Here is a 15943-nt window from a genome sequence, read left to right as displayed (position 1 = left end):
GCTTTGGTGTTTTCCCCACGCTCGGGACGTTCTCCTTTTCTTCTTTTTTGTCTTTTGGGCCCGCGCCCGCAGGGCACTCAGCCGCCGCAGGCGGTCAGGATGGCCCAGAGCCGAAGAAGACGCCGGCCAGGCGAGAGGCTCGCCGCCGCAGACGGCACCGACGGGCAGCCGAAGATCCGCCGGACGCGGCTAGCGCCGACGCAGCACAGCGGCGTCCGCCGCCTCCTCGCCGCGTGCCCAGCCCTCCGCGTCGCGGCCCTTCAGGCGGTGCGCCGTCGTCGTCGGGAAGAGCCGCTCGGCGGTCTCGCCGACGGCCACCTCGCGGGCCGCCAGTACCGGCAGCACTTCCCGGTCCTCCCGCTCGGCCTCCGCCGCGACGCCGCGCGCCGCGTCCGACAGCCGGTCGCGGATGCGGGCCGCGTAGGCGATGAGGAAGGACTGCCGGAAGTCGCGGGTGCGGCGGGAGCGGGCGTGGTGGGCGTCACCGGCCCGGCGCATGGCGGTCGTGGCCTGCACCAGCAGCGACGTGTACATCAGCTCGACGAGTTCGAGGTCGGCCTCGAAGCCGACGACCGTGGAGAAGTCGTAGTCGCTCGACCACACCGCGCGGCAGTGGTTGGCGACGGCGACCGCGTCGAGGAGCAGGGCCTTCGCGGACTCGTAGGGGCCCTCGACGCCGATCCGGCACGCCGTGGGCCCGTCCACCGGTTCGGTGGAGTGGGCCGCGACCAGTGCCTCGTCGATGGAGTGCCGGGCCATGAGCTCCTGGGCCTTCGCCGACAGCGCCTCGGCCTCCTCGGCGAACTCCGTCGACTCCGCCTTGGCCAGCAGGGCCCGGATCCGGGCAAGCATGCGGGGCTCGATGGCGCCGGTACGGGCCTCCGCGCGCCCCACGGACATCGCGTGCGCGGCACCCGGCAACGGACCGGCCGCGCCGATCTTCGGCAGCGTACCGATGAGCCGCAGCGTCGCGAGCGCGCACGCCGTCGTCTCGAACCGGCTCAGCCGCTCGCGCCCGGCGAAACCCTCCAGGAAGGCGTCGTCGGCCTCCCACCACACCGTTGCTTCCGCGTCCGCGAGCTGCGCGGCCCAGCGCGCGCCGAGCGTGTCCGGCGCGTACCGCCGCGCCTCGGCCGCGATGACGTCCACCGCGCACCGCACCTCGGCGGCGGTCAGCTCCCGCCGCACGAGCCGCAGGACGTCGGCGGGCTGCCAGCCGTACTCCCAGGCGCGCCGTACGGTCGCCTCGGCGACCCGCAGCACGGAGCGGCTCACGGCCTCCCAGCCGGCGGGGGCGGCGCTCAGCGCGGAGGCGGCGGCGTAGAGCGCGTCGTCGAGATCGTCCGGTGCGTGGGCGCGCAATCCGCGCAGCGCCTCCTCCACGGCCTCCCGCAGCCGGGCCTCCTCCGGCAGCTCGCGCTGCCGCTTGTCGCGCTTGGCCACGGGGTTCTCTTCTCTCGGGGTGTCCGGGTCTCGGGGTGTCCGGGTCTCGGGGTGTCCGGGCTGTACACCCCATTTTCCCGTACGCCTACGCGGCCGGCAGGCGCATCTGGTAGATCCCGATCGACCGCTCGGGGCGGTAGCCGAGCAGCTTGTTCACGGCCCGCATGGGACCGTTGTCGTCGGCGACGGTGGTGGCGATCTCGCGCACCGGCAGGCCCTCCTCGGCCAGCAGCTCCAGCATCCGCAGCTTGACCGCCCGCCCCAGTCCCAGGCCCCGGTGGGCGGGGGCCACGGCGGTGTCGTACTGCACGGCCCGTACGTCGCCGGGCGCGCGCTGCACCAGCTCCGAATAGCCCGCGTGGGTGCCGTCGGGGGCGACGGCGACGACCGTGAGCATGACCCCGCCGCGATCGACGACGGCGCTCTGCGCGCCCCGGATCCGATCGGCGTCCCACGGGAACGGTTTCTCGTCCACGTCACCCATCGGACTGTCGGCCATGGCCCCGTGCGCGAGCGCGAACGCCTCGGCGTGCTCGTCGGGCACGACACCGGTCCAGTGCGTGAACCGATAACCGTCGGGAAGCCGTGGCGGTTCGACGGTCTCCTCGGTGACGCGCTGCACGTACATCATGAGCGGCAACGCACAGGTGGCACCGTGTGCGACCGCGAACTGTTCGCCCGCACCGCCGAGTTCGATGTCCAGGCTCACGGAGGTGCGCTTCTCCTCAGCGAGCACCCCTTGCAACTCCCGCCACAGTCTCGCCCCGATGCCGCGCCGCCGCTGATCCGGCCGCACGACGAGCCGTTCGATATAGGCCGTCGTCCGGTTCTCCTCGTCGTCGAACAAGCGCAGCGAGGCGACCCCGGCGTAGCCGTCGCCGCCGCCCGGCATGGGCACGGCCAGCCGGACGTACCGGCTGCTCGCCGCCGGTACGCGCAGCGCGCCCGCCGTCTCCACCCGGCCGGGCGCGGGCACAGCGGCGGGCAGATCGCGCGCGTGCGCGTCGGTGACGACGGCGTGCCACGCGTCGATCTCGGCCTCGGTCGGGCTCTCGGTCAGCCGCAGCAGGTCAGTCATCCTCCGCACGGTACGGGCTGCGGCCTGCACTGTCGTCGGGTTTTCCGATCAACGGGAGGTTCCGGGCGTCTCGGTGCCAAGGGGTCGATTCACCTGACCGACACCGGCCTTGCGGGGGCTCTCCGCCATACCCCCACCCCACACCGGCGGCGGCTCCGGGCGCCGAAGACGTCGACCGGCCCGGGAACGTCCTTTGCCTTGGCCGGCCTCGTCACCGCTTCCCTGGTGCGCTTCTTCGGGCGGCCCACCACGCCGGTCACTGTGTGGTTTGGCCGCGGGCGCCGCCGCCTGTGTGGGCGCGGGCTACCTCCTCGCGTACCCCTTGTCCAGGAAGGGGCTGGTGAAGGACGAGCAGCGAGCCGGGCTCCCCGCGAACCGAGCCCCTACTCGTCCAGGCAATCCGCCAGGAACCGGCACGTCCGCCCGAGGTCCTTCATGTGCACGACCGCCGAGCACAGCCCCGGCCCCCCGTCGTGATCGAGATCCACCCGCACCCGGTCGATCAGCGCCCGCCACCGGTGCCAGGCGCCCGTGCCACGGTCGAGACCGTCCGCGATGGCCTGCGCGGCCGGGAGCATGAGCCAGAGGTGGGTACGCAGGGCTCGGGTGATCTCGTGGACCTCTTCGGCACGGGGCAAGGCGCTTCGCTCCTGGAGGGCGCGGCGGACGGTGGCGCGGATGCCGACAAGGTCGAGGGGGGCGTTGTCACCGGCCATCATCGTGCTGAGCGGTGGCTCTGGCCGAGGGCTCTGGGGGGTCATGGGCGGGACGTCCTCCATGGTCAGGTACTTGCGGCAGGCACTGGGCCCGACCACCCTCGACCCAAGCGGCAAGGGCCGAATAATCGACGTCGGCTCGTTGGGAACCACGACAGAGGGCAGCCGGGAACACGCAGGCCAGAGGCCTGTTCAAGTGGCTCACCGGCCTGCGGTGACATCGAGTTAACCGGCAAGCTGCAGAGACCGGTACGTCCGTGCCAGGGTGGGGAGTTGAAATCCTTGAATTTCAGGGGAGGCCCGTCCCATGCATGCCGATCGCACCCCGAACTCCGGCCTGGCCTCGCTGATCACCGAGGCTCGCTGGACGAACGGTGAACTCGCTCGCCAGGTCAATCGCGTCGGCACGGAGATGGGCCTCGCCCTGCGTTATGACGACTCCTCGGTGTGCCACTGGCTCACCGGGACGAGACCTCGCCACCGTGCCCGCCCTGCGATCCTCGAAGCCTTCGCCCGTCGGCTGAACCGGCCCGTCACGCCCGCCGAGGCGGGTTTGAGCGACGGGGACGAGTCCCACCCCGCCCCGGTGGACGGCGTGACCGGTCTCATCGAGCTGGGCGGCGCCGACATGGACCCCTCGCGGCGGGCCGTGCTCGGAGCTGCAGGGTTGTTCTCGGTCGCTCTGACCATTCCGCGGTATCAGGATGTCGTCGGCCGTTTCGAGACGGTGCGGCGCGACCCCCGTACCCGTATCGGCTACGGCGAGGTCGAGGCCGTGGCGGCGATGACGGAGCGGATCAGCGAGATCGACGACATGTTCGGCGGGCGCCATGCCCGGCCCATGGCCGCCGCGTTCCTCGTCAACACGATCGCACCCTGTCTGCGGGCCGAGGCCTCGGAGAGCGTGCGCAAGGCCATGCTCTCGGCGGCGGCCGACCACCTGTACCTCACCGGCTACATGGCGATGGACGAGCGTGCCGACGGCCTCGCCCAGCGGTACTACGTCAAAGCGCTGGAACTGGCCGGAGCCGCACAGGACCACCTCACGTACTGCACGACCCTGCGCGGGATGAGCGTCCAGGCCGTCGACCTCGGCCACGGCCCGCTCTCGCTCCGTCTCGCCGACTCCGCGTCGGCCGCGTCGCCCGAGGCGGGCCCCCGCATGACGGCCTTCCTGTCCGGGCAGCAGGCCCACGCCGCCGCTCAGACCGGTCACCGCGCCACGGCCCTGGCGAAGATCCGTGAGGCCGAGAGCGCGATGGAGAAGGCGGAGTCGAAGGCGAAGGCGTTCGGCTCATACGACCCGTCATCGCTGGCTTACCACGTGGCCCAAGTGCGTTACGCGCTCGGCGACAAGGAGGCGGCCATCGAAGCGCTGGAGGAGTCCGACCGCACCCGCTACTCGGTCTACCGGCGCGGACGCGTACGACACCTCGGCCTGCTGGCCGAGAGGAAACTGGAGATCGGCCGACTGGACGAGGCGTGCGCGGACTGGCACCGGGTTCTCGACGACTTCCCCCACGTGCGGTCCGGACGGTGTGACGACCGCTTCCGCGCGATGATGTCCGCCCTGCGCCCCTACGTGAAGAACGCCCGCGCCAAGGAGGTGTACGACCGGGCCAGGGCCATAGCGGCCTCCCCCCGGCCTTCGTCCCGCAAGATGTGACGAGGACACGGTCAGCGCCGGACGAGCCGGGCCGGGTCGAAGTCCAAGGGAAAGGGCTGATCGAGGCCGGTGGTCTCACCCGCCTGGACGAGGCGATCGGAGTAGCCGCCGCCCTCCAGGCGTCCGAGGTACAGCCGGGGCGCGGGTTCCAGTTCGAGGCGCCAGTAGTGGGGGATGCCAGCCGCCGCGTACAGAGCGGGCTTCATCTTGCGATCGGTGACCCGCGTCGAGGGGGAGGCGATCTCGATGACCACGAGGACATCATGGGCGTCGACGGTCAGACCCGCTTCCGCCGCCGCGTCGGCGTCCAGTACGGCGATGTCGGGGATCAGCAGACCGTCCGGCACGACGACGTTGACGGCCTCCAGAACCTCCACCGGAGCGGCAGCGGCTTCCGCGGCCGCGTCGAGGAGTGCGGCCAGACGATGGCTCGCGCGCTGGTGCGGTACGCCGGGGCTGGGGCTCATCACGAGCGCGCCTCCGACCAGCTCAATGCGGTGGCGCGGGTCTTCGGGCAGGCCCAGGACGTCGGTAAGAGTCCATGGCCCGCTGTGGTCGGCGGTGGCAACGCTCACGCTTCCTCTCATCTCCTTTGGACGGCTACTCACCAGTGTGACCCCGCAGCCGGGCCCGCGTCTGCCGACGCAGCGGTCCGGATCCGCACAGCGCACACGAAAAGGGGCCTTCCTGGCGGTGTTCCGCCGGGAAGGCCCCTTCTGCGCTACAGGCTCGCGATCACGCACCCGTCGCGCTGCCCGCGACCCACGCGTTCCAGTCCATGTTCCAGCCGTTGAGGCCGTTGTCCGGAGAGATCGTCTTGTCGTTCGAGCCCTTGACCTCGACGACGTCACCGATCTGCGAGTTCTCGAAGAACCACGCGCCCGACGTCGACGGGTCGTCGGCGCCCTGCTTGTCCGCGAGGCCGATGCAGCCGTGGCTGGTGTTCACCGAGCCGAAGATGCCGCTGCCCCAGTAGTTGCCGTGGATGAACGTGCCCGACGTGGACAGGCGCATCGCGTGCGGCACGTCCTTGATGTCGTACTCGCCCTTGCCGTCGCCCTTGGTGAAGCCGACGGTCGAGCCGTCCATCCGGGTCTCCTTGAACTTCTCGGAGATCACCATCTTGCCGTTGTACGTCGGGTTGTCCGGGCTGCCCGCCGAGATCGGGATGGTCTTGATGGTCTTGCCGTCCCGCACCACCGTCATCTGGTGGGACTTGACGTCGACCGTGGAGACCTGGGCGTGGCCGATCTTGAAGTTGACCGTCTTCTTCTGGACGCCCTTGATGCCCGGGGCGCCCTCCACCCCGTCGAGGTCCAGCTTCAGGGTGACGTCGGAGTTGGCCTTCCAGTACTCCTGCGGGCGGAAGTCGATGCGCTGGTCACCGAACCAGTGTCCGACGACCTTCTGGCCGCTGCTGGAGTTGACCGTGATGGCCGACTGGACGGCCTTGCGGTCCTTGATCGGCTTGTCGAAGTTGATCGACACGGGCATGCCGGCACCGACGGTCGAGCCGTCCTCCGGCGTGAAGGAGCCGATGAAGCTGTTGGCCGGCGAGACGGTGGAGAAGGAGGAGTGCTCCGTCGCCTTGCGGCCCTCGGAGTCCTTGGCCTCGGCGACGACCTTGTACTTGGTCGACCGCTCGAGCTGCTTCGCGGGCTTCCACGACTTCTTGTCCGGCGATATTGAACCCTCGACGGGGGTGCCCTTTTCGGTCGTCATCTTGACGCTCGTGAGCTCGCCGTCGCTGACGGTGACCTGGGTGCCATCGCTGGCGATGCCCGCGTTCGTGGTCCCGCCCTTCGGCGTGATCTTGATCTGCGCCTTGGACGCGTCCTTGGCGGCAGCGGCGTCGACCTGGTTCTGCGACTTGCCGGAGCCGCCGCTCTTGGCGTCGTCGTCGCCTCCGCCGCACGCGGCGAGAGTCAGTACACCGCCGAGCACGGCGGCCGCGGCCACCAGGCTCTTGCGGCGCTTGCCGTACGTCATCACACGCTTCTCCATTGCTCCTGGACCCCGGAATCCCGAGCCGAATCGTGGGGCAACACGTATCCCGGCTACTGCTTAAGGAACGCCTGCACCGTTTCGTCCGTTCCACACCTCGGGAAAGTGTGGGCAAGACCACGCGGAACCACGCCAGTAAAGACCCTCCGGCGCCCAACGGGGAAACCGGTGAGGCCGATCCGGACGGTGCCCGCGCGGACAGGTCGGTGGGGGCCACGACTTCCCCCGGATCCATCTGTATCACTAACATCGGGTCAGTCGGGATTCACACAAGATCCACGACCCCCAACTCTTCGTCACTTCAAGGGGGATCATGCCGTGACCGCACGCCGACCGCTGCTGACCGCCGTCGCCGCCGGTTCGCTGCTGTGTGCGGTGTGGTTCGTACCGACCGCCAATGCGACGGCAGAACGTTCCACCCACGCTTCCACGGCCCAGGGGGACCGCGCCGCGTCGGCGCCCCGGCAGTCCGCCGGATCACCCGCCTCCGGCGCCGTCGCCGGTAGCGGGCAGCTCGCCCTCGCTCATACGGGCGGCTTCGACACCACCCCGTACGTCATCGGCGGTATCGCCTTCGTCGGCGCGGGTGGCGCCCTGGTCACCGTCGCCATGCGCAGATCACGCCCGGCGGGCCGGTAGCTTCGTTCGACATCTCCATTCGACCGCGTCACCCCTGTGGCCCGGAAGGGCCAAAAGGCCCTGCCGGGCGGGGGCCGGAGCCCTCCACCCCGACAGGGCCGGGTCAAACAGCGGCAAAAACCGCAGGTCGAACGGGGTGCTAGGCCAGCGGGCCCGTCACCGTCTCCGCCGCCTCGACGAGCTTTCCGGCGCGGACGAACGCGTCGGCCGCCGCCAGGTCGGGGGCGAGGAAACGGTCCTCCCCCGGCCCCTGGACCCCGGCCGCGCGGACGGCGCGCAGCACCGCCCGGGTCGCGGGCGCGGGCTCCAGGCCCTCGCGCAGCTCGATCGCGCGGGTCGCGGCGACCAGCTCGACGGCGACGATCTTGGACAGGGCGTCAACGGCCGTACGCAGCTTGCGCGCCGCCGACCAGCCCATGGAGACGTGGTCCTCCTGCATCGCGGAGGACGGGATCGAATCCACCGAAGCGGGGACGGCCAGTCGCTTCATCTCGCTGACCAGGGCCGCCTGCGTGTACTGGGCGATCATCAGGCCGGAGTCGACGCCCGGGTCGCCCGCGAGGAACGGCGGCAGTCCGTGCGAACGGTTCTTGTCCAGCAGCCGGTCCGTACGGCGCTCGGCGATGGAGCCGAGGTCGGCGGCGGCGATGGCGAGGAAGTCCAGGACGTACGCGACGGGGGCGCCGTGGAAGTTGCCGTTGGACTCCACCCGGCCGTCGGGCAGCACCACGGGGTTGTCGACGGCGGCGGCCAGCTCGCGGTCGGCGACCAGCCGGGCGTGCGCGAGGGTGTCCCGGCCCGCGCCCGCGACCTGCGGGGCGCAGCGGATGGAGTACGCGTCCTGGACGCGCGGCGCGTCGTCCTGGTGGTGTCCGGTCAGCCCCGAACCGGCCAGCACCCGCAGCATGTTGTCGGCGCTGGAGCCCTGGCCCGGGTGCGGGCGGATGGCGTGCAGCTCGGGGGCGAGGACCTTCTCGGAGCCGAGCAGGGCCTCCAGGGAGAGCGCGGCGGTGATGTCGGCCGAGGTGACCAGGCGGGCGAGGTCCGCACAGGCCATGACCAGCATGCCGAGCATGCCGTCGGTGCCGTTGAGGAGCGCGAGGCCCTCCTTCTCCCGCAGCTCGACCGGCTCGATGCCGTGTGCGGCGAGCAGCTCGGCGGCCGGGCGCAGCACACCGTCGGGGCCCTCGGCCTCGCCCTCACCCATGAGGGTGAGCGCGCAGTGGGAGAGCGGCGCGAGGTCGCCGGAGCAGCCGAGGGAGCCGTACTCGTGGACGACGGGGGTGATGCCGGCGTTGAGGATCGCGGCCATCGTCTCGACGACGAGGGGACGCACGCCCGTGTGACCGGAGGCCACGGTCTTCAGCCGCAGGAACATCAGCGCCCGGACGACCTCGCGCTCCACGCGCGGGCCCATGCCGGCGGCGTGCGAGCGCACGATGTTGCGCTGGAGCTGGGCGCGCAGGTCGGGGCTGATGTGGCGGACGGCGAGGGCGCCGAAGCCGGTGGAGACGCCGTAGACGGGGTCGGGCTTGGCGGCCAGATCGTCGATGATCTGCCGCGCCGACGCCACGGCCGCGAGCGCCTCGTCCGAAACCACGACCCGGGCGCCGTCGCGCGCCACGGCGATCACGTCCGCCGCGGTCGTCCCGGCCGTCCCCACCACCACAGTGTGCATATCCATATTCAGGCACCCTAGAGACTGAATCGCTTACTGTCACTAGGTCTCGGCCGATGGCCTTCCGGCCTGTGGGTTTCGTCTGTATCTCTGTATCAACGCGGAGGGGGGCCGGGATCATTTCGACCGCGGGCCGGCTTTGCCGCCTGCGGCGGCGTGCGCCTCTCGCCTGGCCGACAGTCTCTTCGGCTGCGGGCCGTCCGTTGCCGCCTGCGGCGGCTGAGCGCGCCTCGCCTGGCCGGCGGACCCTCGACTGCGGGCCGGGGCTTTGCCGCCTGCGGCGGCGTGCGCCTCTCGCCTGGCCGGCGGACCCTCGACTGCCGGCCCGCCTTTGCCGCCTGCGGCGGCTGAGCGCCCTGCGGGCGCGTCCTCAAGCGCCGGACGGGCTGCATTTCAGCCCGCACCCGCCCAAGGTCACGGTCTCCGGCCCCGGAAGCGGCGGCGTTCGGCTCTCGGGGGCGCGGGTGGGCGGTCGGCGAGGCGGACGACCGGGTCCTCGGGGCCGCCCTCGCGGCCCGCGACGACCGGTTTCGGCTCGCGTGCCGCCTTCGCGCGGTACTGGGCGGCGTCCGCGAGACGGAAGAGGCGGCGGGCGGAGCGGACGTCGCCGATCGGGTCGCCCGTGGAGGCGACCCCGCAGGCCACTCCCTCGCCCAGCTCCAACTCCGCCGCCCGGCGGCACAGTTCGTCCGCGACCCGCACCACGTCGTCCGCCGGGTGGCCTACCGTCAGAAGGCAGAACTCGTCACCGCCGAGCCGCGCCGCCAGCGCCCCCGGCAGCTTCGCCCCGCACAGCGACAGCACCGAGCCGAATCGTTCCAGCAGCCGGTCGCCCACCGCGTGGCCCAGCGTGTCGTTGACGCGTTTCAGCCCGTTCAGGTCGCACACCACCAGGCTGACGACCACGCCGTCCGCCACATGCCGCTCCACGGCCTCGTCGAGGCGCGCGTCGACGGCGCGGCGGTTGGCCAGACCGGTCAGGGGATCGGTGAAGGCGAGCTTGCGGGCCTCCTCCAGGCGTTCGGTCTGCGCGATGCCCGCCGCCGCCACGGCGGCCAGGACGGTCGCGAAGTCGGCGTCCGCCCGGTCGAACGCGGGCACGCCCGGCGGGCGCGCCACGTACAGCTCGCCCCACGCCCGCCCGTGCAGCACGATCGGGGCGACGACGCAGCTGCCGCGCCCCCGGCGGCGCAGGCCCCGGGCCCGGCCGGGCCCGTACGCGCCGAAGCCGCCGTCCTCCGCCGTGCCCTCGGGGCCCTCGGCGGTCTCCACCCAGGCGTGCGGCTCGCCGCCGCCCACCCACTCGTCGTGCAGGAACTCCGCGATCTCGGGAAAGTCGTGCACGGGGTAGGACTCGTCGACCGGGAACCGCTCCTCGCCCTCGGCCCGCTCACCGGCGTTCACCAGCACCCGCAGACGCCCACGGGCCCGCTCCCACGCCGAGACGGCCGCGAACGTGCCCTCCAGGGCACGCCGCGCCCCCTCGGCCGCGGCGTCGACGGTTTCCAGCGAGGTGCGCGCCGCCGCCATCGCCTGCGCCAGTTCCACCACGGCGCGCAGCCGGCCGTCGCACTCCCCGTCACCTGCCACCCCAGCCTCACAATCCGTCGCCGTGTGCAGCCTTGCACTCCAGCGTAAGAATCGCGGACCCATCCTGCCCATTCCGCTTTGCCGCGCGACAGCCGATTTTCTCTGACATCAGCGCTGATGGACCGGGGCAATGCCTCGTTATTCGGCCGGCCAGTTCGGGGTCCGCTTCTCGTTGAACGCGGCCACGCCCTCCGCGCGGTCGGCCGAGAAGGCCACGGACCGCCAAGCCGCGTCCTCGACCTCCAGCCCCGCCCGGAGGTCCAGCCCGTGCCCCAGCCGCAGCGCCCGCTTCGCGGCCCGCAGCCCCACGGGCGAGTTCGCGGCCATCCGCTGCGCGAGCGCCAGCGCCTCGGTACGGTCCTCGCCCTCGGGGACGAGCCGGTCCACCAGGCCCAGGTCCCGCGCCTCCTCGGCCGGCACCCGCCGCGCGGTGAAGATCAGCTCGGCGGCGCGGGCGGCCCCCACCCGGCGCGGCAGCAGCTGCGTCCCACCGCCGCCGGGGATCACGCCCACGGACACCTCGGGCAGACCCACCACGGCCGTGCGGTCCGCGACGATCACGTCGCAGGACAGTGCCAGCTCGAAGCCGCCGCCGAGGGCGAAGCCGTGCACGGCCGCGATGGCCGGTACGGGCAGCTCCAGGACGCCGGTGTAGGCGGCACGGGCGTGCGGGCGCTGGCGCCCCAGATCGGCGTCGGAGAAGGAATTGCGCTCCTTGAGGTCCGCGCCCACGCAGAAGGCCCGCTCGTGGGTGGAGGTGAGGACGACGACCCGGACACCGGGATCGGCGGCGAGCGCGGTGGTGGCCTCCGCGATCCGGCGGCCCATCTCCGTGGAGACGGCGTTCATGGCCTTGGGCCGGTCCAGGGCCAGCTCGGCGACGTGGCCGTGCCGCCGGACGACGATCCATTCACCGAAGCGCTGCTCACTCATGCGATGACCTCCGCGAAGCGTTAACGACCGTAAACCTGCCGCATCGGATCATCGCACCGGCCGCGGATGTCCTCAATCGGCGGCCGGGCTCGATTTTCCGCGCGCTCCGGCGGCCGTCACACCGGGCCCCTTCGCGCCGGGTCCCTTCGGCACCGGCTCAGTGGCCCCTGCGCGTCAGGAGCCAGGGTTCGACCACGCCCAGGCCTCGTACCGGGCGCTGCCACATCGGCTGGAGGGCGAAGCGGTACTTCTGGACCTCCTCGGGGGACGCCGACGCCGCGGCCTCCGCCTCCGACTTCGGGGCGTCGCCGTTGCACGCGAGTTCCTCCGCGAAGGCGCCGTCCACCAGCACCGCGTCCTTCGGCGCTATCGACGTCAGCCGGGAGGCCAGGTTCACCGTCGTGCCGAAGACGTCGCCCATGCGGGTCGTGACCGTGCCGAAGGCGATGCCGACGCGCAGCTCGGGCATCGTCTCGTCGTGGGTCATGGTCTCGATCAGCCGCAGTCCGATCTCGGCGGCGGTGCCCGCGTCGTCCGCCGCGTAGAGCACCTCGTCGCCGAGGGTCTTGATCAGCCGGCCGCCGTGCGCCGCGACGAGGTCGGCGGCGGTCGTCTCGAAGGCCTCGACCAGCTCGCCCAGCTCCTCTTCCTCCAGACGACGCGTCAGACGGGTGAAGCCCACGAGGTCGGCGAAGCCGACGGCGAGCCGCCGGTCGACCATCTCCGCGTCGTCCTGGGCCTGGACGACTCGGCCCGTGGCGGCGGCCAGCTGGCGCCGCCAGACGTAGATGAGGAACTCCTCCAGCTCCGGCAGCAACAGCTCGACCAGCGGATAGGTGATCTCCGTGCGGGTCATGCCGGGTTCCTGCGGCTCCGTCAGCCCCTCCAGGAAGGAGTCGATCTGCCAGTCGGCGAGCCGGGCCGTGGTCTGCCCGGTGGACCGGGCGACCTGGACGGCCATGGGCTCGCTCAGCAGGCCCGCCTCGACCAGACCCGCCAGCCGGCGCAGCGCGAGGACGTCCGCCTCGGTCAGGGCCTTGGCCTGGCCGATGTCGGCGAAGCCCATGGCGCGCCAGAAGCGGGAGGCCAGATCCATGGACACCCCGGCCGCGCGTGCGGCCTGGAAGGGGGTGTAGCGGCGCTCGGCGCCGAGGATCAGCGCTTCCAGCCGGAGCGCGATGGGGTCCCCGCCCTCGTCACCGGAGTCCGCCTCGATGTCCCGGCCCGACCGGGCGCCCGATGGACCGGCGGGTGTGCCGGCCGCCCGGTCGGGCCGCTTACCGGCCGGTTCGCCCGCGCTGTCCCCGGCGGCCCCGCGTTCGGTGCCGTCCTCCCCCGTCGCCCTGACGGCACGGGGGGTGCCCCCATCGTCGGCGGTCACCGCCCGCCCCCTGTCCGATCCGTGCGCACTGCCCTGCCGATCGCTGCTCGCCTAGGTTCTGGGCACAACGATACGGCAGGTGTGCCGTAGCTCACTCTCTTGACGGTATCGGCTCACCCTTTCCCCCACTCTTCCGGTCGCTCGCCGCCACGCCACGTCGAAGCACGCGCCGCCACGCGCGGCGCGCGGTTCACTCCCGCGGCCGCGCCGGGCGCAGATGGACGATGTCGCCCGCGCCGACCGGCTCCTGCACCCCCTGCTCGGTGGCGAGGACCAGCCGCCCGTCGCCGTCCACGGCCACCGCCTCGCCGACCAGCTCGCGCCCGCCGGGCAGTTCGGCCCGGACGGTGCGGCCGAGCGTCGCGCAGCCGGCCGCGTACGCCTCCCGCAGCCGGCACGCCCCCGGGTCGCCCCCGGCGCCCCGCCACTCGCCGTACCACTCCTCGACGGACCGGAGCACGGCGCGCAGCAGCGGATCGCGGTCCAGCACCTTCGCCCCGGCGAGCGCCAGCGAGCCCGCCGTGGGCACCGGCAGTTCCCCGGCCCGCAGCGAGACGTTGAGGCCGATGCCGATGACGACGCTGTCACCGGTCCGCTCGGCGAGGATGCCGCCCGCCTTGCGTTCGGCGCCGTCCACCTGGATGAGCAGGTCGTTGGGCCACTTCAGGGCCATGTCGGCGCCCGCCGCGCGGGCCAGGGCCGTCACCGTCGCGACCCCGGCGAGCAGCGGCAGCCAGCCCCATCGCGCTACGGGTACGTCCGGGCCGGGGGTCAGCAGGAAGGAGAAGAAGAGTCCGGAACGCGGCGGCGCCGACCAGGTGCGGTCGAGCCGGCCGCGCCCGGCGGTCTGCTCCTCGGCGACGAGCACCGCGCCCTCGCTCCCGCCGGAGGCGACCAGGTCCGAATTGGTGGATCCGGTGCTCGCGACCACGTCCACGGAGGTCCACAGCCCGTCGGGGCGCAGCAGGCCGCGCCGCAGGGACGTGAGGTTGAGCGGGGGCCGGTCGAGGTCGGACCAGGGGTTGCCGGAAGCGTCGGAGGGCGTCATAACAGCCACCATAGGAGGGAAACCACAGTGAACCGGTGTGGCCAACGACGCACTTCCGCAGCGCACCCGCGCCGATACGCTACGAACCGGTAGCCAGTCGGTAGCCAGTGACCCCCGCCCCCTCAGGACGAGCAGGAGCCGCATCCCGATGTCCGAGCCAGACACCCGTGGAATCGACGGTATCGACATCCACACCACCGCCGGGAAGCTCGCGGATCTTCAGCGCCGCATCGACGAGGCGACGCACGCCGGCTCCGCGCGGGCGGTGGAAAAGCAGCACGCCAAGGGCAAGTTGACGGCACGCGAGCGCATCGAGCTGCTGTTGGACGAGGGCTCGTTCGTCGAGCTGGACGAGTTCGCCCGGCACCGGTCGACCAACTTCGGCATCGAGAACAACCGCCCGTACGGCGACGGCGTCGTCACCGGGTACGGCACGGTCGACGGCCGTACGGTCTGTGTGTATTCGCAGGACTTCACGATTTTCGGCGGTTCGCTCGGTGAGGTTTACGGCGAGAAGATCGTCAAGGTGATGGACTTCGCGCTGAAGACCGGCTGCCCGGTCGTCGGGATCAACGACGGTGGCGGCGCCCGGATCCAGGAGGGCGTGGTGGCCCTCGGACTGTTCGCCGAGATCTTCCGTCGAAACGTCCACGGCTCGGGAGTCATCCCGCAGATCTCCCTGATCGTCGGCCCCTGCGCGGGCGGCGCGGTGTACTCCCCCGCGATCACCGACTTCACCGTGATGGTCGACCAGACCTCGCACATGTTCATCACCGGTCCCGACGTCATCAAGACGGTCACCGGCGAGGACGTCGGCTTCGAGGAGCTGGGCGGCGCCCGGACGCACAACACCACCTCGGGCGTGGCGCACCACATGGCGGGTGACGAGAAGGACGCCATCGACTACGTCAAGGCGCTGCTGTCCTACCTCCCCTCCAACAACCTCTCCGAGCCCCCTGCCTACCCCGAGGAGGCCGATCTGGAGACCTCGGAGACCGACCTGGAGCTGGACGCCCTCATCCCGGACTCGGCGAACCAGCCGTACGACATGCACACCGCGATCGAGCACGTGCTGGACGACGGCGAGTTCCTGGAGACGCAGGCGCTCTTCGCGCCGAACATCATCACCGGATTCGGCCGGGTCGAGGGCCACCCCGTCGGCATCGTCGCCAACCAGCCGATGCAGTTCGCCGGCTGCCTCGACATCAACGCGAGCGAGAAGGCCGCGCGCTTCGTGCGCACCTGCGACGCGTTCAACGTCCCGGTGCTGACCTTCGTGGACGTCCCCGGCTTCCTGCCGGGAACGGACCAGGAGTACAACGGCATCATCCGGCGCGGCGCCAAGCTGATCTACGCCTACGCCGAGGCCACGGTCCCGCTGATCACCGTCATCACCCGCAAGGCGTTCGGCGGCGCGTACGACGTCATGGGCTCCAAGCACCTGGGCGCGGACCTCAACCTCGCCTGGCCCACCGCCCAGATCGCCGTCATGGGCGCCCAGGGCGCGGTGAACATCCTGCACCGCCGCACGATCGCCGCGGCACCGGAGGTCGAGCGGGAGGCGCTGCGCGCCAAGCTGATCGCGGACTACGAGGACACGCTGCTCAACCCGTACGCGGCCGCCGAGCGCGGGTACGTCGACGCGGTGATCATGCCGTCCGAGACGCGCCGCCACATCGTGCGCGGACTGCGGACGCTGCGCGACAAGCGCGAGACGCTGCCGCCGAAGAAGCACGGCAACATCCCGCTGTAGCCCCCGCCCGGTTC

Annotated in this window: 13 protein-coding genes; 3 read left to right on the top strand and 10 right to left on the bottom strand. The window is 71.8% G+C overall.

All coding sequences use genetic code 11. The features are described 5' to 3' along the window. Positions 1 to 189: 189 nt before the first annotated feature. The 3 genes from ACZ6MA_RS14230 to ACZ6MA_RS14220 all read right to left on the bottom strand — a co-directional run bounded on the left by ACZ6MA_RS14230 (position 190) and on the right by ACZ6MA_RS14220 (position 3282). Positions 190 to 1443, bottom strand: a complete 1254-nt coding sequence (locus ACZ6MA_RS14230; protein WP_469433693.1) for a DUF2786 domain-containing protein — start codon at positions 1441 to 1443, stop codon at positions 190 to 192. 85 nt (positions 1444 to 1528) lie between these two features. After that, positions 1529 to 2521 carry a GNAT family N-acetyltransferase gene (locus tag ACZ6MA_RS14225; RefSeq protein WP_469433691.1) on the bottom strand — a complete coding sequence of 331 codons (993 nt, stop codon included), beginning with the start codon at positions 2519 to 2521 and terminating at the stop codon, positions 1529 to 1531. Between the two features lie 383 nt (positions 2522 to 2904). Continuing rightward, positions 2905 to 3282 carry a DUF6415 family natural product biosynthesis protein gene (locus ACZ6MA_RS14220; protein ID WP_469433690.1) on the bottom strand — a complete coding sequence of 126 codons (378 nt, stop codon included), beginning with the start codon at positions 3280 to 3282 and terminating at the stop codon, positions 2905 to 2907. Positions 3283 to 3544: 262 nt separating this feature from the next. Between ACZ6MA_RS14220 and ACZ6MA_RS14215 the strand changes: the two genes are divergently transcribed. Continuing rightward, positions 3545 to 4903 (top strand): tetratricopeptide repeat protein, encoded by a 1359-nt coding sequence (locus ACZ6MA_RS14215; protein ID WP_469433689.1) that lies wholly within the window; start codon positions 3545 to 3547, stop codon positions 4901 to 4903. Between the two features lie 11 nt (positions 4904 to 4914). On the opposite strand, the gene ACZ6MA_RS14210 is transcribed toward ACZ6MA_RS14215, so the two are convergent. Beyond that, complete coding sequence (locus tag ACZ6MA_RS14210; protein WP_469433687.1) at positions 4915 to 5478, bottom strand: Uma2 family endonuclease; 564 nt, start codon at positions 5476 to 5478, stop codon at positions 4915 to 4917. Between the two features lie 160 nt (positions 5479 to 5638). Next, positions 5639 to 6907 (bottom strand): L,D-transpeptidase, encoded by a 1269-nt coding sequence (locus ACZ6MA_RS14205; RefSeq protein ID WP_469433686.1) that lies wholly within the window; start codon positions 6905 to 6907, stop codon positions 5639 to 5641. Between the two features lie 318 nt (positions 6908 to 7225). On the opposite strand from ACZ6MA_RS14205, the gene ACZ6MA_RS14200 reads away from it, so the two are divergent. Then, complete coding sequence (locus ACZ6MA_RS14200; protein ID WP_469433684.1) at positions 7226 to 7546, top strand: hypothetical protein; 321 nt, start codon at positions 7226 to 7228, stop codon at positions 7544 to 7546. 139 nt (positions 7547 to 7685) lie between these two features. Here the strand turns inward: ACZ6MA_RS14200 and hutH are convergent, their stop codons facing one another. From hutH to ACZ6MA_RS14175, 5 genes are all read right to left on the bottom strand, one after another. Further along, complete coding sequence (hutH, locus tag ACZ6MA_RS14195; RefSeq protein WP_469434115.1) at positions 7686 to 9224, bottom strand: histidine ammonia-lyase; 1539 nt, start codon at positions 9222 to 9224, stop codon at positions 7686 to 7688. A gap of 414 nt (positions 9225 to 9638) precedes the next feature. Beyond that, a complete protein-coding gene (locus ACZ6MA_RS14190; protein ID WP_469434113.1) occupies positions 9639 to 10754 on the bottom strand; it encodes a GGDEF domain-containing protein in 1116 nt (371 codons plus the stop codon). Positions 10755 to 10952: 198 nt separating this feature from the next. Beyond that, positions 10953 to 11747: an enoyl-CoA hydratase/isomerase family protein gene (locus ACZ6MA_RS14185; RefSeq protein ID WP_469433682.1), complete on the bottom strand. Its 795-nt coding sequence runs from the start codon at positions 11745 to 11747 to the stop codon at positions 10953 to 10955. A 157-nt stretch (positions 11748 to 11904) separates the two neighbouring features. Further along, positions 11905 to 13128: an adenylate/guanylate cyclase domain-containing protein gene (locus ACZ6MA_RS14180; RefSeq protein WP_469433681.1), complete on the bottom strand. Its 1224-nt coding sequence runs from the start codon at positions 13126 to 13128 to the stop codon at positions 11905 to 11907. Positions 13129 to 13318: 190 nt separating this feature from the next. Further along, the gene (locus ACZ6MA_RS14175) at positions 13319 to 14176 is read right to left on the bottom strand and encodes a biotin--[acetyl-CoA-carboxylase] ligase (protein WP_469433680.1); all 858 of its coding nucleotides are present in this window, start codon (positions 14174 to 14176) and stop codon (positions 13319 to 13321) included. Positions 14177 to 14324: 148 nt separating this feature from the next. Here ACZ6MA_RS14175 and ACZ6MA_RS14170 point away from each other — a divergent pair, with 148 nt between their 5' ends. After that, complete coding sequence (locus ACZ6MA_RS14170) at positions 14325 to 15929, top strand: acyl-CoA carboxylase subunit beta (RefSeq protein ID WP_469433678.1); 1605 nt, start codon at positions 14325 to 14327, stop codon at positions 15927 to 15929. Positions 15930 to 15943: the final 14 nt, after the last annotated feature.

The sequence above is a fragment of the Streptomyces sp. NPDC042259 genome, assembly GCF_055582085.1.
Note: the sequence above shows the minus strand (reverse complement) of the source record. Positions and strands in the feature narration are given on the sequence as shown.

What these genes read in the sequence shown, in the direction of transcription:
- ACZ6MA_RS14215 (WP_469433689.1), top strand. Translation starts at nt 3,545, where the DNA reads ATGCATGCCGATCGCACCCCGAACTCCGGCCTGGCCTCGCTGATCACC.
- ACZ6MA_RS14225 (WP_469433691.1), bottom strand. Translation starts at nt 2,521, where the DNA reads ATGACTGACCTGCTGCGGCTGACCGAGAGCCCGACCGAGGCCGAGATC.
- ACZ6MA_RS14175 (WP_469433680.1), bottom strand. Translation starts at nt 14,176, where the DNA reads ATGACGCCCTCCGACGCTTCCGGCAACCCCTGGTCCGACCTCGACCGG.
- ACZ6MA_RS14190 (WP_469434113.1), bottom strand. Translation starts at nt 10,754, where the DNA reads ATGGCGGCGGCGCGCACCTCGCTGGAAACCGTCGACGCCGCGGCCGAG.
- ACZ6MA_RS14185 (WP_469433682.1), bottom strand. Translation starts at nt 11,747, where the DNA reads ATGAGTGAGCAGCGCTTCGGTGAATGGATCGTCGTCCGGCGGCACGGC.
- ACZ6MA_RS14220 (WP_469433690.1), bottom strand. Translation starts at nt 3,282, where the DNA reads ATGACCCCCCAGAGCCCTCGGCCAGAGCCACCGCTCAGCACGATGATG.
- ACZ6MA_RS14205 (WP_469433686.1), bottom strand. Translation starts at nt 6,907, where the DNA reads ATGGAGAAGCGTGTGATGACGTACGGCAAGCGCCGCAAGAGCCTGGTG.
- ACZ6MA_RS14170 (WP_469433678.1), top strand. Translation starts at nt 14,325, where the DNA reads ATGTCCGAGCCAGACACCCGTGGAATCGACGGTATCGACATCCACACC.
- hutH (WP_469434115.1), bottom strand. Translation starts at nt 9,224, where the DNA reads ATGCACACTGTGGTGGTGGGGACGGCCGGGACGACCGCGGCGGACGTG.